This is a genomic window from Brachybacterium fresconis (assembly GCF_017876515.1).
GTDB lineage: Bacteria > Actinomycetota > Actinomycetes > Actinomycetales > Dermabacteraceae > Brachybacterium > Brachybacterium fresconis.
In genome coordinates, this window is record NZ_JAGIOC010000001.1 from 2,583,367 (window position 1) to 2,607,994 (window position 24,628).

20 protein-coding genes and 1 pseudogene are annotated in these 24,628 nt (G+C 68.7%); 19 read left to right on the plus strand and 2 right to left on the minus strand.

All coding sequences use genetic code 11. The annotated features are described in order from the left end of the window. The first annotated feature begins 156 nt into the window (after positions 1-156). A complete protein-coding gene (locus JOF44_RS11625) occupies positions 157-1,314 on the plus strand; it encodes a LacI family DNA-binding transcriptional regulator (RefSeq protein ID WP_209891318.1) in 1,158 nt (385 codons plus the stop codon). 50 nt (positions 1,315-1,364) lie between these two features. On the opposite strand, the gene JOF44_RS11630 is transcribed toward JOF44_RS11625, so the two are convergent. Next, complete coding sequence (locus tag JOF44_RS11630; protein WP_209891321.1) at positions 1,365-2,297, minus strand: LysR family transcriptional regulator; 933 nt, start codon at positions 2,295-2,297, stop codon at positions 1,365-1,367. 78 nt (positions 2,298-2,375) lie between these two features. Between JOF44_RS11630 and JOF44_RS11635 the strand changes: the two genes are divergently transcribed. The 4 genes from JOF44_RS11635 to JOF44_RS11650 all read left to right on the plus strand — a co-directional run bounded on the left by JOF44_RS11635 (position 2,376) and on the right by JOF44_RS11650 (position 6,005). Beyond that, positions 2,376-4,124 carry an L-aspartate oxidase gene (locus tag JOF44_RS11635; protein WP_209891324.1) on the plus strand — a complete coding sequence of 583 codons (1,749 nt, stop codon included), beginning with the start codon at positions 2,376-2,378 and terminating at the stop codon, positions 4,122-4,124. 118 nt (positions 4,125-4,242) lie between these two features. Further along, positions 4,243-4,632 carry a VOC family protein gene (locus JOF44_RS11640; protein ID WP_245349408.1) on the plus strand — a complete coding sequence of 130 codons (390 nt, stop codon included), beginning with the start codon at positions 4,243-4,245 and terminating at the stop codon, positions 4,630-4,632. Positions 4,633-4,844: 212 nt separating this feature from the next. Then, positions 4,845-5,366 (plus strand): ferritin, encoded by a 522-nt coding sequence (locus JOF44_RS11645; protein ID WP_209891330.1) that lies wholly within the window; start codon positions 4,845-4,847, stop codon positions 5,364-5,366. 195 nt (positions 5,367-5,561) lie between these two features. Next, on the plus strand, positions 5,562-6,005 hold the full coding sequence (locus JOF44_RS11650) for a VOC family protein (RefSeq protein WP_209891333.1): 444 nt from the start codon (positions 5,562-5,564) through the stop codon (positions 6,003-6,005). Here JOF44_RS11650 and JOF44_RS11655 read toward each other — a convergent pair. Beyond that, entirely contained in the window at positions 5,944-7,662 is a 1,719-nt protein-coding gene (locus tag JOF44_RS11655; protein ID WP_209891336.1) for a BCCT family transporter, read from the minus strand. The two genes, JOF44_RS11650 and JOF44_RS11655, sit on opposite strands and share 62 nt — an antisense overlap. A 445-nt stretch (positions 7,663-8,107) precedes the next feature. On the opposite strand from JOF44_RS11655, the pseudogene JOF44_RS11660 reads away from it, so the two are divergent. The 14 genes and pseudogenes from JOF44_RS11660 to JOF44_RS11725 form a co-directional block, all read left to right on the plus strand. Then, a pseudogene (locus JOF44_RS11660) lies at positions 8,108-8,528 on the plus strand (LLM class flavin-dependent oxidoreductase); the annotation flags it as partial. Positions 8,529-8,983: 455 nt separating this feature from the next. Then, the gene (locus JOF44_RS11665; RefSeq protein WP_209891339.1) at positions 8,984-9,634 is read left to right on the plus strand and encodes a nucleotide exchange factor GrpE; all 651 of its coding nucleotides are present in this window, start codon (positions 8,984-8,986) and stop codon (positions 9,632-9,634) included. A 60-nt stretch (positions 9,635-9,694) separates the two neighbouring features. Next, positions 9,695-11,278, plus strand: coding sequence for an Hsp70 family protein (locus JOF44_RS11670; RefSeq protein WP_209891342.1), 1,584 nt, complete (start codon positions 9,695-9,697; stop codon positions 11,276-11,278). An 84-nt stretch (positions 11,279-11,362) separates the two neighbouring features. After that, a complete protein-coding gene (locus tag JOF44_RS11675; protein WP_209891345.1) occupies positions 11,363-14,005 on the plus strand; it encodes a fibronectin type III domain-containing protein in 2,643 nt (880 codons plus the stop codon). Between the two features lie 3 nt (positions 14,006-14,008). Beyond that, on the plus strand, positions 14,009-15,259 hold the full coding sequence (locus tag JOF44_RS11680) for a hypothetical protein (protein WP_209891348.1): 1,251 nt from the start codon (positions 14,009-14,011) through the stop codon (positions 15,257-15,259). A gap of 5 nt (positions 15,260-15,264) precedes the next feature. After that, positions 15,265-17,355 (plus strand): GAP1-N2 domain-containing protein, encoded by a 2,091-nt coding sequence (locus JOF44_RS11685; protein WP_209891351.1) that lies wholly within the window; start codon positions 15,265-15,267, stop codon positions 17,353-17,355. Positions 17,356-17,636: 281 nt separating this feature from the next. Then, positions 17,637-18,098 carry a hypothetical protein gene (locus tag JOF44_RS11690; protein ID WP_209891353.1) on the plus strand — a complete coding sequence of 154 codons (462 nt, stop codon included), beginning with the start codon at positions 17,637-17,639 and terminating at the stop codon, positions 18,096-18,098. A 358-nt stretch (positions 18,099-18,456) separates the two neighbouring features. Further along, a complete protein-coding gene (locus JOF44_RS11695; RefSeq protein WP_209891355.1) occupies positions 18,457-18,783 on the plus strand; it encodes a hypothetical protein in 327 nt (108 codons plus the stop codon). Between the two features lie 51 nt (positions 18,784-18,834). Further along, positions 18,835-19,902, plus strand: a complete 1,068-nt coding sequence (locus tag JOF44_RS11700) for an exodeoxyribonuclease III (protein WP_209891358.1) — start codon at positions 18,835-18,837, stop codon at positions 19,900-19,902. 142 nt (positions 19,903-20,044) lie between these two features. Next, positions 20,045-20,914 carry a hypothetical protein gene (locus tag JOF44_RS11705; RefSeq protein ID WP_209891361.1) on the plus strand — a complete coding sequence of 290 codons (870 nt, stop codon included), beginning with the start codon at positions 20,045-20,047 and terminating at the stop codon, positions 20,912-20,914. A 95-nt stretch (positions 20,915-21,009) separates the two neighbouring features. Further along, positions 21,010-22,572, plus strand: a complete 1,563-nt coding sequence (istA, locus tag JOF44_RS11710; RefSeq protein ID WP_209887479.1) for an IS21 family transposase — start codon at positions 21,010-21,012, stop codon at positions 22,570-22,572. Continuing rightward, positions 22,569-23,315 carry an ATP-binding protein gene (locus tag JOF44_RS11715; protein ID WP_342591655.1) on the plus strand — a complete coding sequence of 249 codons (747 nt, stop codon included), beginning with the start codon at positions 22,569-22,571 and terminating at the stop codon, positions 23,313-23,315. The genes istA and JOF44_RS11715 overlap by 4 nt, the downstream gene beginning before the upstream one ends. Before the next feature lie 86 nt (positions 23,316-23,401). Beyond that, positions 23,402-23,629 carry a hypothetical protein gene (locus tag JOF44_RS11720; RefSeq protein ID WP_209891363.1) on the plus strand — a complete coding sequence of 76 codons (228 nt, stop codon included), beginning with the start codon at positions 23,402-23,404 and terminating at the stop codon, positions 23,627-23,629. Then, complete coding sequence (locus tag JOF44_RS11725; RefSeq protein WP_209891368.1) at positions 23,620-24,543, plus strand: hypothetical protein; 924 nt, start codon at positions 23,620-23,622, stop codon at positions 24,541-24,543. Before JOF44_RS11720 ends, JOF44_RS11725 begins: the two co-directional genes overlap by 10 nt. Positions 24,544-24,628 lie beyond the last annotated feature (85 nt).

Consider the following 24,628-nt stretch of genomic DNA (forward strand, 5'->3'; position numbering starts at 1 on the left):
CGCGCACCCAGGTTTCACCCGTCGGCCACCCGTCGGCCCGTGCGGGCACTCCGTGCTGCGCTACCCTGCGCTGGATACGCGGATCGCCGCCCGGGCTCGAGGATGAGCCCGCCCATGGGGCGCCGCCCGGCCGACCCAGGGGGATGAGCGCAGGAGATGAGCCGACCACCGACGATGGAGGACGTGGCGCGCGCCGCCGGTGTCTCGCGCTCGACGGTCTCCCGCGTGTTCCAGGGCGGCGGCGAGCGCGTCTCCCCCGATGCGATGATCGAGGTGCACGAGGCCGCGACGCGGCTGGGGTACGTGCACAACCTGGTCGCCAGCGGCCTCGCGAGACGGCACGGGCGTCAGCTGGGGCTCCTGATCCGCGACGCCACGAACCCCGCGTACGGCCATCTCCACGCGGAGATGAATCGCGCGGTCGAGGCCGCCGGGCGCACTCTGATCTCGGTCACGGCCTTCCGTCACGACTACGGCACCGCCGAGGTGGAGGGGCTGAACCGCCTGCGCGGGCAGCGGGTCGCCGGAATCTTCGTGGGCACGGGGGTGACCGCTGCCGAGGACCTCGTCGAGACGGTCACCGCACTCCCGCTGATGATCGTCGGCCGCCCGAACGACCATCCGCTGATCGAGTCCGTCAGCTACGACGAGCGCGCCCATGGCCGCCGGGTCGCCGAGGAGATCGCGGCGGCAGGCCATCGCCGGATCGCCGTGCTGAGCGCTCCCCTGCTCTACTCACGGGTGTTCGACCTGCGCATCCGCAGTCTTCTCGAACGATGCCGTGAGCTCGGGGTCCGGACCCGCGAGGTGCCGCTGCTGCCGGTCGAGCAGGGCGTGGTGCGGGCGCTCGATACGGCCCGTGACGACGGTCTGAGCTGCATCGTCTGCCCGGTGGACTACGTCGCGCTGGATCTGCTGCGCGCCGCGGCCGAGCGCGGGGTGCGGATCCCCGAGGACGTCAGCACGGTGGGCTTCGACGGCATCAGCGACGGACTGGACCTGATCGGTCTGGCCACCGTGCGCCTGCCGGTCGCGGAGGTGGCCCAGGAGGCCGTGGCACGGATGGACGACCTGCTGACCAGGGACCAGGCGGGGCCCGACGCACCGCCTGTGGAGTCCCCGCGCACGGCGGCCGACGAGGAGGATCCGGCAGGGACGGGCGCGACCTACGGGCAGGACTCGTCCGGGCCGGACGCAGCCGGCGGGGAGGGCCCGACCCCGCAGAGCCCGCCGCGCGCGCGACATGCGGTCCACGCGGGGCAGTTCCTGCCCGGTCGGACGCTCGGGGCACCTGCGGAGCTCAGGCGCGGCTGAGGAGGCCGCCGCGACGTCTCCGGGCTCTCGACGACCCGCCGCGTCGGCGGTCACCGCGCGAGAGAGACCACGCCGGACACCTCCATCCGTCCCACCCGTTCGAACACCAGCTGCTGCATCGCCGCGGCCGCCGTCGACAGCGGAGCCCCGGGCCGACGGGCGAGGTTCAGCGTGCGCTCCAGGACCGGCTCCGCCAGCGGGATGCTCCGCAGCCCCGGACGGTCCAGCACCACCATCGCCGGGACCACCGCCACCCCGATGCCGCGCTCGACGAATCGCAGGACCGCGTCCATCTCCGCTCCCTCGACCGCGACCTCCGGCGCCAGGCCCGCGAAGGCGAAGGCCGCATCGGTCGCCGCCCGCAGGTCGTAACTGCGGTGGAAGGCGACCTGCGGGAGATCGGCGAGCCGAGCCAGGGTCAGTCCCGCCGCCCCGTCGGCCCCGGCCGGGGCGGGCTTCCTCGCGGAGGAGGCCACCACCAGGCGCTCCTGAAGCAGGGGGAGCAGCTCGGCCCCGTCGATGCGCGGGGCGCCATCGCGCGTGACGATCACGGCCAGGTCGAGCTCCCCCGCCGTCAGCTGGTCCACCAGCGCCAGCGAACCGGCCTCGCTGACCTGCAGATCGACGCCCGGGTAGCGGTCGTGGAACACCGCGAGAACGTCGGCGACGAGGGAGACGCACACCGTGGGCGGCGCCCCCAGCCGCACCCGTCCCCGACGCAGGCCCGCGAGCTCGTCGAGCTCGGCCCGGGCGGCCTCGGCATCGGCCAGCATGCGCCGGGCGATCGGCAGCAGCACGCGTCCGGCCTCGGTCAGCTCCGCGCCGCGTCGGCCCCGCCGGAACAGCGCCGCGCCCAGCTCCGCCTCCAGGGTCCTGATCTGCCGCGACAACGAGGGCTGTGCGATGAACTGCTCCTCGGCAGCTCGGGTGAAGGTGCCCAGCCGGGCGACGGCCTCGAAGGCGCTCAGATGCTCAGCTCGCATACGTCATAGCGTATCGACATGGAACACTGCCGACGTTTGCATTGGCGCTATCTCTGCAGCGTCCCTAGCGTGGTGGTCATGAGCATCGACGCCCCCACCGACCGCCTGATCACCACCTCTGTCCTCGTCATCGGCACCGGCGGGGCCGGCCTGCGGGCCGCCATCGAGCTCGCCGAGCGCGGAGTCCAGGTGCTGACCGTGGGGAAGCGACGACGCCACGACGCCCACACGACGCTCGCCGCCGGGGGGATCAACGCGGCGCTGGGCACCATGGATCCCGAGGATTCCTGGCAGCAGCACGCCGCCGACACGCTGCGGGAGTCCTACTACCTGGCCGACCCGGCGATCGTCGAGACCGTCGCGCGCGGGGCGGCCCAGGGCATCGAGGACCTCGAGCGCTGGGGCATGCCGTTCGCCCGCGAGGCCGACGGCCGGCTCTCCCAGCGCTTCTTCGGCGCTCACACCTACCGCCGCACCTGCTTCGCCGGCGACTACACGGGCCTGGAGATCCAGCGGACCCTCCTGCGCCGCGCCGCCGAGCTCGACGTGCCCGTGATCGACACGGTCTACATCACCCGCCTGCTCGTCGCCGACGGCACCGTCTTCGGTGCCTACGGCTTCGATGTCGTCACCGGCCAGGGCGTGCAGATCCACGCGGACGGGGTGATCCTCGCCGCCGGCGGACACACCCGCATCTGGCGCGTCACCTCCTCGCGCCGCGACGAGAACACCGGCGACTCCTTCCGTCTCGCCGCCCGCGCGGGGGCTCGGATCCGCGATGCCGAGCTGGTCCAGTTCCACCCCTCGGGGCTGCTGGAGCCCGATGACGCGGCCGGCACCCTGGTCTCCGAGGCGGCCCGCGGGGAGGGCGGGGTGCTGCGCAACGCGCGCGGCGAACGCTTCATGGAGCGCTACGACCCTGTCCGGCTGGAGCTGTCGACGCGCGACCGGGTGGCGCTGGCGAACCACACCGAGATCGCCGCGGGCAGGGGCACCGAGCGCGGCGGAGTGCTGCTGGACGTCTCGCACCTCCCGCGCGAGCAGATCCTGGCCACGCTCCCCCGGGTCTACCGCACCCTCATCGACCTGCAGATGCTGGACATCACGGAGGAACCGATCGAGGTCGCCCCCACCGCCCACTACTCGATGGGCGGGGTCCGGGTGGGGCCCGAGGACCACGGCACAGGCGTCGCAGGGCTGTATGCGATCGGGGAGGCCTCCTCGGGGCTGCACGGCGCGAACCGCCTCGGCGGGAACTCGCTGATCGAGCTGCTCGTGTACGGACGGATCACCGGCCAGGCCGCCGCGGAGTTCGCCGCCGGGCTCACCGCGGTGCAGCGGGACCCCGACGCCGTCGCCGAGGCGCGGGCCGAGCAGACCGACCTGCTGACCGGGGACGGGCTCGAGGTGCCGCGGCGACTGCAGCGCGAGGTCCGGGACCTCATGACCGCCCACGCGGGTGTGGTGCGCGACGAGGCGGGTCTGCTCGAGGGGCTGGCGAAGCTCTCCCGACTCGAGGAGCGTTCCGCCCACATCACGGCCCATCCCGACGTCGCCGGGTTCGACGACCTCGCCCACGCCTTCGACCTGCAGGGATCGCTGCTGGCTGCCCGCGCGACCCTCGAATGCGCGCTCGAACGCCGGGAGACCCGCGGCTGCCACAACCGCTCGGACTTCCCCGAGCAGGACCCGCAGCTGCGCGGGAACTTCGTGTGGTCGCCCGACGCGGGTGTCGGGTTCGAGCCGCTGCCCGAGGTGCCGGGGCCGCTGCAGGACCTCGCCGCGGCGCCGCGGGACGACTCCCCGCGGGGCAAGCTCGTGGAGTAGCGGCAAGCTCGTGGAGGAGCGAGGCGCTCATGGAGGAGCTCCCGCGCCGGGTCGCCGGACGCCCTGGGACACTGGGGCACCCCTGTCCACCACGACGAGGAGCACTCCCGTGCGCATCATGACCCGATTCATCGTCCTGGACGCCGCCGATATCGATGCCGAGGCCGCTTTCTGGGCCGCCGTGCTGGGCGGGACGGTCCGCGCCTCCGCCCAGGACAGCGCCTACCCCGACTGGCGCGACGTCCGGGTCGACGGGGAGGTCGTGCTCGGTGTGCAGTTCGCCCCGGATCACGTCGCGCCGCAGTGGCCCGGAACGGCTCCTGATCGTCAGCGGCAGCAGCTCCACTGGGATCTCTATGTGGCGCGGGACGAGGTCGCCTCGGCGTGCCGCGAGGTCTCCGAGCTGGGAGCGCGCCTGCTGCAGCGCGCGGACGACCCGGAGGCCGCCGACGGGTTCCACGTCTTCGCCGATCCCGCGGGCCACCCGTTCTGCATCTGCTGGGGGTGACCGCGACCGGGCCGCGCAGTCCCATCCGCCGCACTCCTGCCCCTCCCCCACCCCGGCCTCGTGATCGGACCGACGGGCCGACGGGCCGACGGGTGGACCGGCCGACGGGCCGACGGGCCGACCGGCCGACCGGCCGACCGGCCGACCGGCCGAGGGTCAGGCAAGCCTTTCCATGGCTGACAAGCGCCACGACCAGCGCTATCGTCGACCTCATGAAGATGAGCAATGACCTTGAGAAGAAGTTCCAGGACCAGATCACCCTCGAGTTCGAAGCCTCGATGACGTACCGCCAGCTGGCCATCGAGGCCGACGAGCAGGACCTCCCCGGCATCGCCGCGTGGCTGCGCCACCAGGCGGACGAGGAGATCGTCCACGCCAACAAGTTCATCCAGCACGTCTCGGACCGCGACAACCATTCGGCCATCGGTGCCATCACGGCGCCGGGCGTGACGCCGGGCCTGTCGGTGCTGGAGATCTTCGAGGCCTCCCTCGCCCATGAGCAGAAGGTCTCCGAGGCGATCCGCGAGCTGTACCGCAGCGCCGACAAGGAGGGGGACTACGATTCCCGTCCGCTGCTGAACTGGTTCGTCGACGAGCAGATCGAGGAGGAGGCCACCGTCTCCGAGATCATCGGTCGCGTGAAGCTGATCGGCGACGACGGCTCGGGCATCCTGCGTCTGGACGCCGAACTGGGTGCCCGCCCCACCGAGTCCACCGAGGCCGACCAGGACTGATCACGCCGGGGCCGGGACGAACCGGCCGGCCGCGGGCGCCGGCGGCTCACCACGGACAGCCGCCGGCGCCCTGAGCAGCACAGCCGACCCGTCGTCGGTCGGCGACGGGTCGATCCGGACCCGCCGGCAGTGACTCATGCCACACTGTGAAGAGCGATAGACCCGCGGCCGATGACGACGACGAGGGATGCTCCGATGCCCGCTGCGCAGTTCACCCCCTACATCAGCTTCCCCGGCAACGCCGCCGAGGCCTTCGAGTACTACCGCGAGGTCTTCGGCGGCGAGCTGGAGCTCATGTCGTACGACGACTTCCCCACCGACGGCTTCCCCTTCTCCCCACCGTCCGGCGCGACCGCACACGCCCAGCTCGACGGCGGCCTGGTGACGCTGGCCGGCGGCGACGGCATCGCCGCCCCGGGGGACGAGCTGCCCCCGCTCGGATCCGACGTCTACTCGTTCCTCGTGGGGCTGGAGAGCGTCGACGAGGCGCATGCCCTCATCGAGACGCTGACCTCGTCCGGAGCAGAGATCGCCATGCCCTTCGAGCTCGCCCCGTGGGGCGATCACTACGGGCAGGTCACGGACCGCTTCGGGATCCTGTGGGCGTTCGTGGTCCCGGGCGAGAGTCCTCGAGGCTGACTCCTGCGGAACGACGCGGCGATGCCTCCGGGAGCGGGGCCGACGGGTTCCGGGCCGTGATCAGCGGATCACGGCACAGCAGCATCACCAGGGAGATCGCCAGCGCGAGGATCACGACGATGAACGGGGCCGCCGAGAGCATGACGGCCGCCTGCAGTGCTTCCAGGCCGCCGGCGTGGAGCAGCACGGCCGCGGTCGCGCCGGTCAGCAGGCCCCACATGCACGTGACCGGACGGCCCGGCTCCATGCGTCCGTCCGAGGAGATCACCGAGAGCACGTAGGTGTTCGAGTCGGCGCCGGTGACAAAGTAGAGCACCACCAGGCCGACGGCGACCACCGACGTCAGCGTCGTCAGCGGCAGCTGGTCGAGCAGGCCGAAGAAGGCGGTGTTGACGTTCTCGGCGGCGGCCTGCCCGATGGACGTGCCGCGCTCGAGGTCCATGAACATCGCCGAGCCGCCGAACACGGTGAACCAGGCGGAGAAGATCAGGCTCGGCAGACCGAGGACGACCAGCACGAACTGCCGGATGGTGCGGCCCCGGGAGATGCGAGCCAGGAAGACGCCCACGAAGGCGCCCCAGGAGATCCACCACGCCATCATGAAGTAGGTCCACCCCTGCATCCACGCCAGGTCCTCGCCGTCGGTGGGCAGCAGGAGGCTGATCTCCACGAATCCTCCGACGTAGCCGCCCAGGGAGCGCAGGAAGAGGTTGATCAGCCAGCTGGTGGGGCCGGTGACCATCACGAAGAGCAGCAGGGCCGCGGCGATCACCATCGTGGCCTGGCTCAGGTAGCGGATGCCGCGCCCGATCCCGCTCATCGCCGACGCGGTGAACAGCACGGTGACCAGGGCGATGACGAGGATCTGCACGCCTGTGGTGGTGAGATCCATTCCGGTGATCTGGCTCAGCCCCTGGCTGATCTGGGCGGCGCCCAGCCCCAGCGATGTCGTGGTGCCGAACAGCGTCGACAGGACCACCAGCACATCGACGGCCTTGCCCACCGTCCCGTCGGCGTGGCGCCCGATCAGCGGACGCAGGATCGGCGAGACCAGGCTCTTGTTGCCGAGCCGGTGGGTGGAGTAGCCGATGGCGAGGCCGAAGGTGGCGAACACCGCCCAGGCGTGCAGCCCCCAGTCCAGGAAGGTGAAGCGCAGGGCGTCGACCACCGCGTCCTGACTGCCGGGCTCGGCGAGGTCGTGCGGCGGGTCGACCAGGTGAGAGACCGGCTCGGCGACGCCGTAGGTGATCATCCCGATGCCCATCACCGCGCCCAGCAGCATCGCGATCCAGGCATGGGTGGGGTACTCGGGGCGCGAGTCGTCCGGGCCGAGCCGGATCCGACCGAACCGGGTGCAGGCCAGCACGAGCAGCAGACCGATGAGGCCCAGCGGTATCACCAGCAGGGACCATCCGCTGGTGGCGGTCACCCAGTGCATCGCCGCATCGGCAGCGGCGCTCATCCGCGCAGGCCGCAGACCGGCGAGAGCGAGCAGGACGACGATGAGCGACACGGAGACCCAGAAGACCGCATTGCGCGCGTCGCCCGGCCGCTGCGGCCCGCTCGGGAACCGCTCTCTCTCGCGCCGAGCACGTCGCCGTCCGAGCGCATCGTCGGTGCCGACCGGGCATGGTTCAGCGGGGGCGTCCTGCGTCATGGCGCGGTCCGTTCATCAAGGGGGAGGAGGTGCAGCGTCGCGGCGCGGCCGGGAGTGACGGGGCGGATCGAGGACGCGACAGGGGTGCCGGAGTCGGAGGCGGCCCTGGTGAGCGGGCTCGGCCGAGCGCAGCACTGCCGCATCCCGGTGACCCTCGACGCCACCCGCGAGGGGACGGCGCTCGGTCGGCGTCGCCGTGGCACGGACGCGGCACGGACGAAGCCTGGACGCAGAGCGCCCCACAGTACGCGGCCGACGGGGCGGACCTCGACGCGGCGGGGGAAGATGGGGCGCACGTCTCGTGCGAGCGCACGGAAGCACCCCTTCCGCCGCGACGTCCGGAGCGGTTCGTGGTCGCGCCTCGGGTGGCGGCCGAGGGCGGCGGCCGGACCCGGGCTGCCCCGACACCCTAGTTCAAAACTCAACCATCTTGTAGGATGGCGCCATGCGAGCCTTCGGATTCCTCAGCTTCGGCCACTACGGCGGCAGTCCCGCGCAGGGCGGGCTCAGCGCCCGCCAGATGCTGCACGACGCGATCGACATCTCGGTCGGCGCCGATGAGCTCGGCGTCAACGGTGCCTATTTCCGCGTCCACCACTTCGCCCAGCAGTCCGCCTCGCCGATGCCGCTGCTCTCGGCCATCGCCGCCCGCACCCAGCGCATCGAGGTCGGCACCGGCGTGATCGACATGCGCTACGAGAACCCGCTGTACTTCGCCGAGGAGGCCGGGGCTCTCGACCTCATCGCCGACGGTCGGCTCGCCCTCGGAATCTCCCGGGGCAGCCCCGAGCGGGCCGACCGCGGGTGGGAGGCCTTCGGCCACACCGGCTCGACGGACCCGCGCGGTGCCGACATCGCCTATGTAGAGGTCGAGGTGGCCACACAGCGGATCCTTCGCGAGCCGATGGCGCGCGGCTGCACAGTCAGACCCTGTAGCGGCTCCGATCCGCAGAGCGAACAGCCAGCGACCCGATGCTGCGGGTGCTGCTGCGGACGACGCCGCGGGCGGAAGCAAGCCATACTGCTTCACGCACCTCTTTTCGGGCGGCAGTACGGCAGTACGACGATTCAAGTCACGCCGTCCACACTATGTTGTACGGTGAAGACGTCGCCACGTCCACGATAAACAGACGGACGATGTTAGTGCTATGGCCGGGTGGACCGGGGGTTCGGGAGGGTGCCGCACATGAATGAGGCCGATGGAGACGAGCCGTGCCCGACGTCGAAACGTGACGCAGACACTGGGTCAGGACCGGGACCGCACCCCGCGAACCCATCGGACACCGCCATACCCATTACTCCGGATACGAGCGGCCATCCCATGGATGAGATCCCAGCTTCAGCCCCCTTCACGGACGAGCGCGAACCCAACGAGGAGCGGCCCGTTGTGCCCACGGATGTCGAGGAGGCGCACGAAGCTCCGGCCGCAGACACCGTCGAGAGAGAAGCCCTTCGAGCCCTCGAGGATCAGCTCGGGCTTCTCCGCGAAGACTTCAGCCGGCGAGCGGCGGAGTACGAGGGTACCGTCCGCGCTCTGCAGTCCACCGTAGAGGAGCTCCGTGCTCAACAACTGACCGGGCTCATGAAGCCGGTCTTCCAGCGGTTCGCCGATCTGAAAGCTGAGATTGATGCCGCTGCAAGCCGTGCGAGAGAACGTTCCGACTGGAATAACGCCGACGAGTATGAGTTCTTCTCCGGATCCGTGGATGCGATCTTGGACCATTTCGATCTCGAATCGGTTCGGGCTCTCGCCGGGGATCCGTTCGATCGCCATTCCCATGCGGCGGTGCTCAGGAAACCGACCGATGATCCCGAACTCGACCAGACAATCGCGCGGGTTGCACGGCAGGGCTTCCGTGTCATCGGTGGATCACGTGTCCTCATACCTGCTCGGGTCGTCATTTGGAGTTTTTCCTCCCCTCCAAATGCTCCTACCGCCGAGGCTTCACAGATCGGCCACACGTCTGGCTGAGTCGCCGAACCGTATCCGAGATCACTTCGCTACCTACCGCCCGCCGCAGAAGGAGAGTCAATGAGTACCGTCTACGGGATCGACCTCGGCACCACCTACTCCGCCATTGCTCGTATCAATGAGCAGGACTTGGCAGAGATCATCAACAACTTCGAGGGAGACACCACGACGCCTTCGGCGATCTTCTTCGAGGGCGCGGGGAACGTCGTCGTCGGCGCCGAGGCCAAACGCGTCTCCCTCGCGGAACCAGACAACTCCAGCCTGCTCATCAAGCGGGAGATGGGCACGGATTACGAGGTCGAGTACCAGGGTCAGGTCTACACTCCCGAGTCACTCTCGGCCCTCATTTTGAAAGCACTCGTCGAGGCCGCAAACGACGCCACCGGCGACGACACCAGCCAGGTCGCGATCACCGTCCCCGCGTACTTCGGGACCCAGGAACGTGAGGCGACGCGCCAGGCAGGCCAGATCGCAGGCTTGGACGTGATCGGCATCGTCACGGAGCCGGTCGCCGCCGCACTCTCGATCGGGGTCGGGCTCCGCGAGCCTGCTACCGTCATGGTGTACGACCTCGGCGGGGGCACTTTCGATACCACGGTCATGAAGATCGAGCCCGGAAAGGTCGAGGTGGTCGGCGTCGACGGAAGCCGCACGCTCGGTGGAGCCGACTGGGACGAAGCCCTGGTGAAGCTCATCATCGAGAAGTTCGTCGCGGAGGTGGGCGCGGACGCCGCTCCCTGTGAGTACGACGAGGAATTCCTCCTGGATGTGCGCCTCAAGGCGGAGGACGCGAAGAAGTCACTGACCCGGCGCGAGTCCATCCAGCAACGACTGAGCTGGGAGACCTACAAGGCGAACATCGCGATCTCCCGTGAGGAGTTCGAGTCGGCCACGAAGCATCTGGTGGACCAGACTGTCCAGATCTCCCAGCGTACAGTCGAAACGTCCCAGCAGAAGGCCCCCGGGTTGAGCATCGATAAGGTGCTGCTGGTCGGCGGCTCCTCCCGTATGCCGATGATCGCGGAGGCACTTCGCGGAGATCTGGCGTGGGACCCGGTGAATACGGATTTCGATCTGGCCGTCGCGAAGGGAGCTGCCATCTATGGCCAGGCACAGATAGAAGAGATTCTCTCCTATGATGACAGCGCTCCCGACGGGTCGGCCGAGGAGAAGAAGCTCTTTCTCGGAGGTGCCCAGTCCCTGAACGTCAAGAATGTGCTCGCCCGGAGCCTCGGCATAGAATTCCTCCGCTCGGAAGGTGATGGGGAGAAGTACATCCACCACGTCTCCCACGCCAACGACTCGCTTCCCTTCGATCCCGAGCCGATCAGCGCGCTCACCGTCAGCGAAAACCAGCAGAAAGTCTCGATCGCACTCTTCGAACAGGCTGGCGAGCAGGAGTCGGAGGTTCCGGAGGACAACCGTCTGTTGAAGGACGTCGACCTCCCCTTCGCGCGGCCGATGCCGAAGGAGTCACCGATCGACATCAGAATCGCCATCACCTCTGAGGGTTTGGTACGGATCAAGGCGGAGGATCCCGAGAGCGGCAACTCGGTCGACCTCGAGGCAACCGTCTCGCAGCTCGATGAGCAACAGGTCCAGGAGGCTGAAAGCCAGGTCTCGGCCATCTCGCTGCGCAGCTGACGGGACCGACAACCCGTGGCACCGTTCAACCCGACCGAATACAAGAAGCAGGTTCTCCTGCCCTTGATGCAGGACCGCGATCGCATGGATGCACTGAAGGCCGCCCTGGCCGATCTCAAAGCGGACCCGTGCTCGGAGAGCTACCTCTCCATCAACCTGCCGTTCTTGTTCGCCATCCCGGACGAGGCGACGAGCACCGCGGCCCTGGAGCAGCACGGTCGGAAACTTGCGCAGGCGTACAATAAGTCCCAGAACCTGCCCGCGGCCGTTCAGCTCAAGCATCTCAAATCCATCCTCAGCGAGACCGGGAGATTCGAGGATCCGTCCTTTTGGTCCCAGCTCAGCGACAAGAGGCGAGAGGTCATCGATACTCGGGTGCAGGATGCCATCCGCTCCTTGCAGGAAGAAGCCCCGCTCGGAGTGATCGCCTCCTCTGTCGCGACCGCGACCCTGCGGTCCCTCGGGCTGATGGAGATCGGGGTCGCGGACCTCACCGCGGAGCTGGGTCGCGCGGGCGTGACGGTATTCGCCGATCTCGAGCCTCCGATCGAGAACGTCCTCCTTCCCATCCGCAATACGTGGGAGCGCGTTCGGAAACACGCGGAGTACCGGACGATCTTCCATCTCCTTGCACTCAAGGATGGTGGGACTGTTGAAGCGGCACGCTGCATTGACGAGCTCTCCATCGCCGGCCGTAGGATCACGCCCTCCGAAGTCACTCAGTCCCATCTCCGTACAAAGACCGGGCGCGATACCAACGCCATCCAGGATGCCCAGAAGTTCCTGGCGGAGCTGTCCCGCGTCAGCGACGGCGAGCAGCTCCGCCAGATCGCGTACGCAACCGTCTGGGCAGATGCAGCCGAGCTCAGCGCACGAAGCATGCCATCCCGCCTCATCGCTGAGTCCTTGACCAATGCGGGGCTCGAAGAGTTCGATGCACACCGGCTGGCGGCTTCCGTCCGTGCCAGAGGCACTGCATCCGCCCCCTCTCTGAGCACGGATGCCGTGCGTGGGCTCCTTGCGGCAGGCCTGCTCGAGGAAGCCGGTCGGACCCTGGGGGCGCTGAAGGAGGAGCCGGATACCGCAGCAGAGAGAGAGCAGCTCGGCCTGCGGATCTCCGAGCTGCAGGAAGCGAAGCGCGACGCGCTGGATGCATATCGCCGAGCGGAGGACGAAGGCGACGTCGAGGTTGCGGACGAACACCTCCGCCGGGCGATTCGGGTGGACGGCGGCGACGACCGACTCCAGGAGCTCCTGGTCCAGTTACCGCTGAGAGCACCGCACGTCCGTGTGCTCCTCGACAGCTGCTCCGCGCTCCTGAGCTGGGACGTGCAGGATGAGACCGCTCGTTACACGGTGTACCGCTCGACCAGGCCGTTCAGCTCCATCCCGGCCGGAACCGTCGTCGCCAGCGATATCTCGGGCGGCGGCTGCTCCGACCGATCCGTACCGGCGGGCGAGCATGTGCACTACGCGGTCGTCGCCACACGTCCCGGTGGGACGCCGTCTCGCCCGGGCCTGACGGACATCGAATGTCTGCCCGCGCCGAACGACCTGCATGCCGAGGCCACGCTCGACGCCGTCGACCTCACCTGGGCCGTGCCGAAGGTCTGCCATTCGGTGGTCATCGAACTCCTCGACGACGCTGGGCGGACGATCCGTCACGAGGCTCCCGGAACGACCTTGCACCGATTCGACGGACTCACAGCCGGTGAGACCTACAGGGTTATCGCGACCGCGCGGTACCTCACGACGGCTGGACCTCGAACGTCAAAGCCTGCGTCGATCACCGTGACCCCACGTGAAGAAGCCCGACCCGTGCTCGATCTCGAGGTGGAGCAAGGATCTCCATCGGGAGGCGACGACAGCTTCGCACGGTGGACGGCGGTCCCCGGGTTCCGAGTGAGTCTCTGGGCTTTTCCGCGAGGGGCCGCCCCCACCGTCGGCCGGCACGTCACGGTGTCGGAAGCGCGATCAGCAGGAGGACGTGAGCTCCGCGCCCCCGTTCGAGCCCCGACTCCCGATCGGTTCGAGGCCCGACTGCCTGGTCTCTCGGGGATAGCGCTCATCACGCCTCTGCTGGAAACGGACTCTTACCTCCTGGTCGGGCAGTCTGCCCTCGCGGGAAGCGCCCCTGCAGTCGATGACGTCCGGACCAGCACGTTCGCGGACCACCTGCGCCTCACCTGGTCGTGGCCCCAGGCGGTCGAGCAGGTAGAAGTCAGTTGGCAGCTCCGAGGCATCACGAGGACTCGATACGTCACCCCATCGCGATACCGCAATGACGGGGGCGTCTATATCGCTGAGCCCACGGAGATCAGCGACATCGCCATCACGACCGTCATCGGAGGCGATGACGAGCAGATCGCCTCCGGGAAGGTGCACGCGACGTACCAGCCACAGAGTTCCGCTTCGCTGAACTACACAACGAAGATCACCCGAAGCCTCATCGGCAGATCCACCGTCCAACTTGTGATAACCGCATCCTCCCCGGTGCCGGCGCCGTGCGCACTCGGTCTCTTCCTGAGCAAGGGCTCGCTTCTGCCGATGGACCCCGGCGCAGGGCAACTGATCCAGCACATCCAGGCCGACTTCCCCGACAGCGGTACGCTCCGGCAAGACGTGGATCTGGGTCGGCTGAGATCTCCGTTCTGGATTCGGCTCTTCTCTCTGGACCCCTCTGGCCCACGCCTCATCGATCCTCCGACCCCCCAGCTGAAAGGCTGACCCATGCCCATCAGTTCGCTCCTCCGCAAACGCTCTGCGTTCTGCCCCCACTGCTATTCGACGGTGCAGCTGAGCAACCTCGGGTATCAGTGCGCGGGCCAGCCTGCCTCGGGGCGGCGCAGCTGCGTCCCCTTCCGGGACCCCCAACGGGATGAGGTCCTGAAAGACGCTGGGCCCGTCATGCCCCCTGTCCTCAGACGAACGTCCGACGGGCGTCACATCATCGACGACCTCGGCAGGCCGCTGCTCGAGACGGGCCCCATTGGGAAGTCGGTCGAGTGCGACCGATGCGGCGGGCGGACGGCCATCTCCATCTGCACCAACTGCCATTCCCTGCTCCCGGAGGAGATGACGGGTGGCGGCGTCTCGATCGGCATCGTGGGAGCTCGAAACTCCGGGAAGACCGTCTGGTTGACCATGCTGGAGCAGCAGCTCCTCACCCGGCTGCCCGGTCGCTTCCACTCGGCGATCGATCATCCCGGGGGGACGGTCGGTCTGGCCGGACAGCTGGTAGAGAATCGCAACCGGATGGAGGAACACAGTGCGCTGCCCGAGCAGACACAGTCCACCGGTGGGCAGAAGAAGACGCCGTCGGTATACAGATGGAAGTACATCAATGGTGGTGCCCGCGTCATCTCGATCTATGACACCGCTGGTGAGGACGTGGCGAACCTCCAGTCAGCCATCAACCAGCAGCACTTGCGTTCCTCGAATGCCATCGTCCTTGTCCTCGACCCGTTCATGTTTCCCGAGAACCGCCGCACGGCGCAGACGAAGGGCATCTCCGACCTGGGGCCGGAAAACGCACACGCAGACGTCATCGATGGGCTCGTCACCGTGCTGCGACAGTCCGAGCAGGGCAGAGGCACCAGTGGTAAGCAGGGCAAGATCTCGACTCCGCTGGCGGTGGTGGTGACAAAGATGGACGCCTTCTGGCAAGGGCTCGACGAGCACAGCCCGCTGCGCAGCCACGGCCAAGACGAGTCGTACTTCGATGACATCGACTCCCGCACCATGCACGATCATCTGCTGTCCCTCATCGACCGCTGGGGAGGCTCCACGCTCATCAACAAGCTGCAGACGGAGTTCGCGACGTTCCGACTCTTCGGCGTTTCCGCTCTGGGGAACGAGCCCGACTACTCCCACGCGCGCCTGGCGTCGACCCTGAGTCCGAGCCGAGTAGCAGATCCCCTGCTCTGGGTGCTGCAGAACGAAGGGTTCCTCCCGAAGCCGCCGAAGTCCACCGAGCGCTGAGGCCAATGTTCGAGACGGCAATCTTCACAGATGTGCGGGCCGAGGAGGCGCTCGACGGACGCAGTGGGTTCAATTTTCAGTCCGCCTCGCCCCGTTTCACAACCGCCGAGCAGCATGTGACCGTTCAGCACATGCTCCACCAGGTCACCTCACCGGAAACAGCTTCGTTATCAGACGGCTCACGGGCAGAGACCTTCTGCTATCGGCCTGTCGATGGACGGCTTTTCTTCTCCCGGGGACATGATCTAGGTGCAACGGCGAGTGGTCGTGGGGGAAACCAGATCACCGAGGTCGCTGTCGCCGACAGTGTCGGGGATTTCGAGCCGTACACGCCCGCCCAGGTCTACGCAGCGCGCACCTGGAACGTGTCGAAGCGACCCTCGAAGATCGCCGAACCGTGGAGCCCCCCGCTCGACATCGACGACAATTTCGAGGCTGACCCACTTCTGACCTGGGTCCTGGACGACGCCGAGCGCCGCCAGTATCTGCCGCAACTCCTCACCGCTTTCGAGGAGAAGATCACCGGGCAATATCCGGGCCCGTTGGTCCTCGTCGCTGGCGACCTCTCATCGCTCGTCCGATGGTTCGCGACATTGTCGCTGCTCTCGAATCAGCAAGCCGTGCGAAGCCTGAGTTTCCGAGCGTTCGACGGGAACCCGCTACGCGGAGGAGCAGACATCATCGGCTGCCGTCCCGAGGTCGGGCGCCGCCTTGAGGCGGGACCATCCATCTGCGACCTCGATAGACTCACCGGAGGGCCCGAACCGCAATCGCTCGCCGTGGAGCGGACGATGGCTCTGCTTCACGAACGAACTGCCTACGAAGCGCTCGACGTCATCTCCTTGGCGCGGCGCTGGGATCCCGTCGTGGGCTCCCGAGCGGCCTTCTGGGCGTCCGAGCTCGTCAATGGGACCCTGCCGGATGCCGCCTTCGTCGGCGGCGAGGATCTCATTGTGAACGTCGTCGACGGGCTTGCGAGCAACGGGTTCACGGACGATCTCGAGACGTACCTGGACGAGTTCGGCGATGCGCTCGCCCGCCTGCCCGAGCACAGCGATGCTGACATCGTCCGTCTCGCACGTAGCGCGAGATTCCTCGCAGGGGGGGCGAATCAGCCTCTCGCCGCTCTGCTGCTCGATGCCAGCGTCAGCCGCGTCACCGCGAGGCCGGAGCAGATCGCGGATTGGTCTGCGGAGCTGCTCGCCACATCCAGCACGCCTTGGCCCGTCGCAGAACTGCCTGCCTCGCACTGGGGTGAGGCCCTGGGAAACCTCGTCCGTGTGGCCGCCACGCCAGATCTTCCCGCTCTGTTCGCTCTCGCCGAGCACCTCCCCCGGGAGTCCCTGGATCACGAGGTCTGGACGGGAGCGGAGCAACGTCTGGTCGAGGCAGCTCTGACCACACCTCGCAGCTTGGAGTCGACCCGCGCCCTCGTGGTGGGCGTGAGGATTCGTGACCGTGTGCGTGAAGCCATCGTGAGGGATCTCGACCTCGCGCTGCGTGACCAGGACGGCCTGCTCGATGGCCATCCCACCTTCGACGCTCTTCGAGGCGGCGGCTGGCAGCCATTGATTGATTCCTCTGCTGAGGACAGTGGGGAGTCCGCATCCGATCTTCGGAGATGGCACCAGCTCACCGCCCTCGCACGGATGCCCGCGAAACAGCGGCGCGACCTGCTCTCTCAGGAGTCCGAGCTCCGACCCGCCCAATGGAAGGCTGCGCTGGCGGGAACCGACCCTCGTGAGGAACGCGACCTGTGGGAGGCCTGGCTCCAGCAGGTAGGGGTCGACCCCGAACGCGGCTTCCAGATCCACGTGCTGGCCGCCGTCGAAAGAGAACTCATGGGCCCGCCCAGCGGGGACCTCAAGAAGTGGAAGCGGCTTCTGAGGAGCCTCGAGCGGCGGCTGCCCCGATCGGCTGCCGACCATGCCGGCCAGCTCATCGACCAGATCGACGCCCGCCGCGACGAACGAGATACCCTCGGCTCGAGAGTCAGATCCTGGGTTCCCGGTCGGAAGGGGGACGACGGTTCCGACAGCGGTGAAGGATCACGTCCGAACGACGGTGGCCGTCGCTCTGGTCGGAGAATTCGATGAGCCCGAGACTCCCACGGAAGGCAAGTTGATGGACGCCCTCATGTTCGGCTTCGGTCAAACGCTCGCTTTGGTGGGCGTCCTATTCGGTGTGTGGACCGTGATCACAAGTCGCCGTTATCACTGGAGGCGACGGAGCCGAGGAATGACATGCGCGGTCCTCGTCGTCCTCGGCTGTCGCCTGAGGGCGTCCGGACGAGGCGCCAACATCGGATCCGAGTTCATTTCCACTGCCCCGAGTACGAGCGCGGTGCACCAGATTCTGACGCCGGAGGCGAACTGACATGTCCCACCGACCCTCCGACCCCGTCACGGAGATCGTGCAATACGGACAGGCCATGCATGATGAGGTGGCGGCTGCGATCCGTATCGCTCGCGACGAAGGTCGTGCCGGAGACCTCATATCGAGCGAGACACGGATGTCCGACGTCCTGCGATCTCTGCGACACCGGCGTGCAGAGATCAACTCGATGGCGCCACAGTACCGAGCAGCAGCCCAGGTAGAACGCTCCCAGATCAACAAGCGAGGTCGCACTGTCGGGCACCTGGTGGGCCGTTCGGGCTTCGGATCTGCCATTCGAGGCGGCATGGAACGGGGCCGCGGCAACGCGCGAGCGCGCCTCGCACAGCAGGAGGCCGATGTCCGGGAGGAAATCGAGAAGCTGAAACTCAGCCTCGCCGACCTGGTCTCGCAGGTCCAGAAAGAGGCCACGTTCATCAAGGAGGCACGGTCGGACCGCCGCTGACCGCCCCTGACACCCCCGCACCTGGTCGACCGAGGAGAACATCCCGATGAGCAATCCTTACAGCCAAGAGCCGCACTCGAGCCCCTACGGCAGTGGAGATCCTGCCCCCGCAGGAGGCAACCCTTACGGAGGCCAGCAGGGGCAGCCCGCACCCCAAGGAGGTCGCACTCTCCCAGCTTTTGTCGACCCGTATCAGCCTCGGGAGCGCCAGCCCCCTTATCTGCCGCCCGTTCCGCTGCACGAACTGGTACAGACGACTTCCTCCCCATCACCGACACAGGCTCCGCAGGCGAACCGTAGTGCCGCTCGCATCTCCGGCCCCTCATCTGCAGCCGCGAAAATCGGTGCCGTCGCCTGCTTGGTCCTCACTCTCCTCCTGCTCATCACACATACAGCAGTGCTCGCACTCGGTGCCACCGCGATCTTCTTCGCCGTGTGTAAGTCGGCCCTGCCCAAGATGTGGGCGGCCAATGCGTTCAACGCCATCCTCCTCTATATCGCGCAGGTCATCGTGCTGGGCATGGTTCTCGGTCTCATCGACATATTCACCGACGGAACCCTGAGGACCACGGTCGGCATGTGGATCCGCGTCGGCTTCGCGGTGCTCTTCCTCGCCAGTGCCGTCACAGCCGGATTTGGCAAGTACTTCCGCATCCCGCTGCAGATCAGAGTGCTCCGCTCCTGAGCGGCAGGGAGATCGGCCGCAGCGCGCCAGGGCGGCACGTAGCCTCGGGGGATGCTCCGCATCGCCACCGCCAACATCAACGGGATCCGCGCGACGCACCGCCGGGGGTTCGGCGACTGGCTGGCCGAGCGGGGCTGCGACATCCTCGCCCTGCAGGAGGTCCGGGCGCAGGTCGACAAGCTCCCCGCCGGTGCATTCGGCGACCGTCACGTCGCCCTCGACACCGGCACGCTCCCCGGCCGCAACGGCGTCGCCGTGCTCACGCGGCACCCGCCTGCGGCGGTCCGGACCTGGAGCGGGACGGCGCTCGTCGGCGCCCCCTCGGTCACGGACAGGCCGATGGCGACGGCCTCCGGCGATATCGCCAGGTCATCTCGCCATCGGCCCGCCGAGGACAGCGATCCGCCCCCATCGGCGCCGGGAACGGCCGAACCGTCGGGTACGGCCGAGCCCTCGGGTGGGGCAGGCATCCGCCCTGACCTCCACCGCGTCCCCTCCCTCGACCACGTCCCGCTCGCCCGCGGTCTCGGCCCCTTCGCCGCCGCGGGACGCTACCTCGAGGTCGATCTCGCCGACGCTCCGCTGACGATCGCCTGCCTCTACCTGCCCAAGGGCGGCCTGCCCGCACATCTGCAGCGACCCGAACGGATGCGCGAGGCTCCCGACGGCGGTGCGCGCTACGCCCGCAAGATGGCCTTCATGGCGGCGTTCTCCCGCTACCTGACCCGGACCCGCCGGGCGGCCGCGGCGGCGGGACGCGAGTTCCTGCTGATGGGCGACCTGAACATCGCCCACACCCGGCAGGATCTCGCGGCCTGGAGGCGGAACCAGAACAACGACGGGTTCCTCCCGGAGGAGCGAGAGTGGTTCGGTCAGCAGCTCTCTCCGCGCACCCTCGTCGACGTGGTGCGGCACCTCCACCCCGACCAGGACGGCCCGTACTCCTGGTGGTCGTGGCTGGGACAGTCCTTCGCGAAGGGTGCGGGCTGGCGACTGGACTACCACCTCGCCACACCCCGCCTCGCGCGCGCCGCGGTGCGCGCCGAGGTGGATCGGGAGGTCCGCGGCCAGCGACTCTCGGACCACTCGCCGGTGGTCGTCGACTACGACTGGCCCTGAGCCCGCACACAGGCGTCACCCGGGGCCCATGACATCCGTCATCACAGCGCACACCCTGCCCTTCGAGGAGGACCTCCCGTACAATGGATCCGCGTGAGTGCCGGTCGGAGCACTCGTCCCGCACCGCCCACGGAGGACCGGAATGCCCGCGCCGCAGCCCGCCGTCCTCCCGGCCGCGCCCGGCACCCCGCTCCCCGCAGCGCCCTCCTCGGATTCCCCGGGGACGGAGGCTTCGCGCCGCCTGCTGGGCGTCGGGCCCGAGCCCCGGGCGCTGACCCTGTGGGGCTCCTCCTCGATGAGCTCCGAGGGCGGGGACGAGTCCACCCCCGTGCCGATCCGCATCCACGAGCACCTCGCCCTCTCCGCGGCGCCCGCGACCGTCCACTCCTTCGGCGTCGGCGCCACCCGCTCCGCGCACACCCTGCTCATGCGCGGGCTGGACACCCCGCGCGTGACCTCGATCGACGAGGGCATCCGGGCCGCCGACGGCACCGTGCAGGTGCCGGTCGCCCTGGACTCCGCGCTCGCCCCGGCCGGGCCGCTGCGCATCCCGGGGTCGGTCGACGGGACGGCGGGCGTGCTGGACGGCAGCAGCGGGACCTGGTTCCTCGCGGTCGACGGCGCGGAGCTCGACCCGGGCGGCACCCTGATCAGCGGCGGGGTCGAGGGGGTCTTCACCTCCGACCTCGCCGAGGTCGCCGACGCCTCGCGGCAGGTGCTGTGGATGGGCAAGAACAACATCCTCGACGTCGCCGGGGTGCTGGCGGACACCCAGCGGATGTGGGACGCCGCCAGGACGCCGGAGACGGACACCCTCGTGCTCGGCCAGTGGTGCACCGAGGCCGACGCGGACGGCTCGGAGACCGGGGACGCCGTCGCGGCCGTCAACGCCGAGCAGGCCCGCCGCTACGGGGAGCACTTCCTGGACCTCCAGCAGCTGCTGACTGAATATTCGCGTCACTGGGGTCCGTCGGTAGCGCGTCTCGGGGCCGGTGCGCGAGTCGGGGTGTAGCGCGCTCGGGGGCCACCGACGGTGTGCTTGGGGGCCACGTCCATAGGCTCCTTCCGCCGCGTGTATAGGGCACGTGGCGGAAGGAGCAATCGGAAATGGTACGGAAGATTAGAGCGAAGCTCGTGCTGCAGCTGCGGGCGGAGGGCTTGTCCGGGCGGGCGATCGCGGCGTCGCAGGGCATGTCGCGCAAGAGCATCACGGCAGTACTGGAAGCTGCAGACGCGGCCGAGATCAGCTGGGACGATGTCGCCGACTTCCCTGACGGGGAGGTGTATGCCTGGTTGTTCCCGGGCCGGGGTGAGCATGAGAGCGTGTTCGCCCAGCCGGACTGGGAACGCGCCCACCGCGAGATGGCCCGGGTGGGGGTGACGCTGAAGCTGCTGCACGGTGAGTACGTCGATGCCTGCGCTGCTGCGGGAGATCCGGCGATGGGCTATGACCGGTTCTGCAAGACCTACCAGCGTCATGTCCTGGTCACCGGGGCCGCCTCCCGGGTCGGGCACAAGGCTGCCGCGAGCGTGGAGGTCGACTGGTCCGGCCCCACGATGACGCTGAGCGACCCGGTCACCGGGAAGGAGACCAGGGTCTACCTGTTCGTGGGGTGCCTGCCGTTTAGCCGCTACGCGTTCGCCTGGCCGGCGCTGGATATGCGTCAGGACACCTGGCAGCGCGCGCATGTGGCGATGTTCGAGGCCTTCGGCGGGTCGACGCCCCGGGTCGTGCCGGACAACCTCAAGACCGGGGTGATCAAGCATCCCCGCGAGGGCGAGGTCGTCCTCAACGACGCCTACCGGGAGATGGCCGCGCACTACTCCGCGGCAGTCCTTCCCGGCCGGATCAAGAAGCCCAAGGACAAGGCCAGCGTGGAGAACACGGTCGCGCACGTGGCGACCTGGATCATCGCGGGACTGCGGGATCGACGATTCACCTCGCTGCCGGAGTTGACAGCAGCGGTCGCCGAGCGGATGGACGAGTACAACGCCGAGCCGTTCCAGAAGCGGCCCGGGTCTCGGGCCAGCGTCTTCACCGCGGAGGAGAAGCCGTTGCTGACCGTGCTGCCGGCGGTGGGCTATGAGATCTCGCGGTGGGTCTATGCCCGCCGGGTCGGACGCAACGCGCACGTGGTCTGGGAACGGAACTACTACTCGGTGCCGTTCGCTCATATCGGGGAGCGGGTGGATCTGCGGATCACCGACCGGGCGTTGGAGGTCTATCGCGGCACCGAGCGGCTGACCAGCCACCTGCTGCTGCCGGAGACTGCGGCCAATGAGTACCGCACCAACGAGGCTGACCTTCCCGGTGGGGAGCGTTACCAGCCCTGGGACGCTGCACGAGTGAGGGCGTGGGCCGAGCGGATCGGCCCCGCAGCCGTGACCGTGATCGACCGGATCTTCGAGTCCGTGCCCATCGATGAGCAGGGCCTGGACGCCGCGCTGGCGGTGCTGCGCCTATCGCGCCGCTACTCCAGTGAACGGGTAGAAGCGGCCTGCCAGCTGGCGCTGGCCGGGAGGGTGAGGTCGCCGCGTTATGCGCACCTGCACCCCATTTTGGCGACCGGCCAGGACCGGATGGCCGCGTTGCGGCCACCACGAGAAGAGAACGCTGAGCAGGGCGGTTACGTCCGTGGCGGCGACTACTACGCCGGAGGTGTGAAGTGAGCGTCATCGATATCGAGACCAAGCGCAAGCTGCGCGAGATGGGCGCGGCACCGCTGCTGGAAGCGTTCGAGACCCAGGATGAGAACCTCGTGCTGGGGATGGGGTTCGAAGACCGTCTCCAGCTCGCCGTCGACGAGGCCCACTCGATGTTCACCCACGCGAAGGTCGAAGGACTGATCCGCCGGGCCAGACTGCGTTACCCCGGTGCTGACCTCCGCCGGCTCGACCTGATCGAGCAGCGCGGCCTGGACCGCAACGTGATCACCCAGCTCGCGACGTGCTCATTCATCGCCCGCCAGCAGAACGTCGTCTTCCAGGGCTTCACCGGCTCGGGGAAGTCGTATCTGGGATGCGCATTGGCCAAACAGGCTTGCCAGCACCGAATCCGTGCCCACTACATCCGGATGCCCGACCTCGCCGAGGCCTGGGCCCTGGCCCGCGACAAGCCCCAGGGGAAGAACAAGTTCCTGCGGAAATACGCAGCGTTCAGCCTGCTGGTGATCGACGAGTGGCTCCTGGACCACCCTGACGCGGACATGCGCTACATGCTGCTGGAGCTCCTCGAACACCGCTACGACAACGCCTCGACCGTGTTCTGCACCCAGTACGCGAAGAAGGACTGGCACCAACGCCTCGGCTCCGGAGTCCACGCCGACGCGATCATGGACCGGATCGTCCACAACACCATCTGGGTCGATACCGGCAGCCACAACATGCGCGAGCACGTCGCCACGCTCAAGTAACCAACCCCGGTGGAGGCCGGCGGCCCCGACAGCCGCGACCGCTGGCCCCCACCGGCACTACCCCTGGCCCCCAGAGGCAATATCCGGTGGCCTCCACAGCTTCAAATATTCAGCTGACCGGCGAGGAGGGGCTGCGCTGCTCCCCGCTCGCCCCCCTGACGCTGCTGGACCAGGGAAGCACCCAGGCGGCGCTGGAGCGCGGCGTCGTGCCCCCGCTGCTCGTGGCCACGGACGGCATCCACCTCAACGGCTGGGGGAACCTCGCGGTGAGCTGGGCCCTCGTCCGTCGGATGCAGGAGCTGCGATGGCTATGAGGCGACCCGCGCCGCCCCGCCTGCGCGAGGGCCGGCCCGGCACCCCGACGGCCGTGATGTCGCCGGTTCGCTCCGCCGTCGTCGGCCCCGCTCCCGCTCGTGCCTCCATCGCCCCCTCCCCGGCCGACGCGTCCCCGTCGACGGGCCCCGCCCCGACCCCCGGATCAGGTCCCGCCGCGGTCCGGCGCGCCCCGTCCCGTCGGGCCCTGCTGCTGACCGGCACCGCCGCCGCGGTGACCGCCGCTGTCTCCTCCGGAGCGCTGCTCAGCAGGGGTGAGGGCTCCACCCCGACCGCTTCCGCCGGCGGCGGAGGATCCGGAGACCCCGGCGCGACCAGGACATTCTTCGATGCGGCGACGGACGACGAGGTGCGAACCGCGATGGAATGGGCCGACGCCACCGGCGTGCAGCCGGCGCAGGAAGGGTCCCACCACGCCCCCGAGGAGCCCGTCACCCGCGCGGACCTCGCCCTCGCGCTGCACCGCTTCGCCGGCTCCCCCGCCGTCCCGCTGGGGACGACCCCCGCGCTGCTCACGGATCTCGGCGAGGACCCCGACCGCGCCGCGGCCCTGCTCTGGCTGCACGGGCGCGGTGCGCTCTGGGGCGACGCCTCCTTGCAGGTGCATCCCGGGCGGACGGCGACCCGAGGCTGCACCGCGAGCGTGCTGACCGCCCTGCTGCGCCCCGCCCTGGCCGGGGCCGGTGCCGTCTGGGACGTCCCGGACGACTCCGCGCTCCCACATCCGGTCGAGCCCTGGAGCGCGCTCGCGGCGGCGCGGTGGCTCGAGGCCACGGGCATCGTCTCCGGGGTCCCCGCCGGCTTCGACCGGGCCGACGAGGAGAGCACGACCCGCGGCGATCTCGCCCTCTGCCTGCATCGGGCCGACGCCGTCATCGCCGCCGCGTCGGCCTGACGCCGACCCGGGGCCCGGACCGATCGCGCAAGATCACGCCCGGGAAATCCTTCGACGTGTCGGTGCTCACGCATAGGGTTGAGCC

Excerpts from the sequence above, each read along its gene's own strand:
- JOF44_RS11625 (WP_209891318.1), top strand. The coding sequence starts at position 157 with ATGAGCCGACCACCGACGATGGAGGACGTGGCGCGCGCCGCCGGTGTC.
- JOF44_RS11630 (WP_209891321.1), bottom strand. The coding sequence starts at position 2,297 with ATGCGAGCTGAGCATCTGAGCGCCTTCGAGGCCGTCGCCCGGCTGGGC.
- JOF44_RS11635 (WP_209891324.1), top strand. The coding sequence starts at position 2,376 with ATGAGCATCGACGCCCCCACCGACCGCCTGATCACCACCTCTGTCCTC.
- JOF44_RS11640 (WP_245349408.1), top strand. The coding sequence starts at position 4,243 with ATGACCCGATTCATCGTCCTGGACGCCGCCGATATCGATGCCGAGGCC.
- JOF44_RS11645 (WP_209891330.1), top strand. The coding sequence starts at position 4,845 with ATGAAGATGAGCAATGACCTTGAGAAGAAGTTCCAGGACCAGATCACC.
- JOF44_RS11650 (WP_209891333.1), top strand. The coding sequence starts at position 5,562 with ATGCCCGCTGCGCAGTTCACCCCCTACATCAGCTTCCCCGGCAACGCC.
- JOF44_RS11655 (WP_209891336.1), bottom strand. The coding sequence starts at position 7,662 with ATGACGCAGGACGCCCCCGCTGAACCATGCCCGGTCGGCACCGACGAT.
- JOF44_RS11665 (WP_209891339.1), top strand. The coding sequence starts at position 8,984 with ATGGATGAGATCCCAGCTTCAGCCCCCTTCACGGACGAGCGCGAACCC.
- JOF44_RS11670 (WP_209891342.1), top strand. The coding sequence starts at position 9,695 with ATGAGTACCGTCTACGGGATCGACCTCGGCACCACCTACTCCGCCATT.
- JOF44_RS11675 (WP_209891345.1), top strand. The coding sequence starts at position 11,363 with ATGGATGCACTGAAGGCCGCCCTGGCCGATCTCAAAGCGGACCCGTGC.
- JOF44_RS11680 (WP_209891348.1), top strand. The coding sequence starts at position 14,009 with ATGCCCATCAGTTCGCTCCTCCGCAAACGCTCTGCGTTCTGCCCCCAC.
- JOF44_RS11685 (WP_209891351.1), top strand. The coding sequence starts at position 15,265 with ATGTTCGAGACGGCAATCTTCACAGATGTGCGGGCCGAGGAGGCGCTC.
- JOF44_RS11690 (WP_209891353.1), top strand. The coding sequence starts at position 17,637 with ATGTCCCACCGACCCTCCGACCCCGTCACGGAGATCGTGCAATACGGA.
- JOF44_RS11700 (WP_209891358.1), top strand. The coding sequence starts at position 18,835 with ATGCTCCGCATCGCCACCGCCAACATCAACGGGATCCGCGCGACGCAC.
- JOF44_RS11705 (WP_209891361.1), top strand. The coding sequence starts at position 20,045 with ATGCCCGCGCCGCAGCCCGCCGTCCTCCCGGCCGCGCCCGGCACCCCG.
- istA (WP_209887479.1), top strand. The coding sequence starts at position 21,010 with ATGGTACGGAAGATTAGAGCGAAGCTCGTGCTGCAGCTGCGGGCGGAG.
- JOF44_RS11725 (WP_209891368.1), top strand. The coding sequence starts at position 23,620 with ATGGCTATGAGGCGACCCGCGCCGCCCCGCCTGCGCGAGGGCCGGCCC.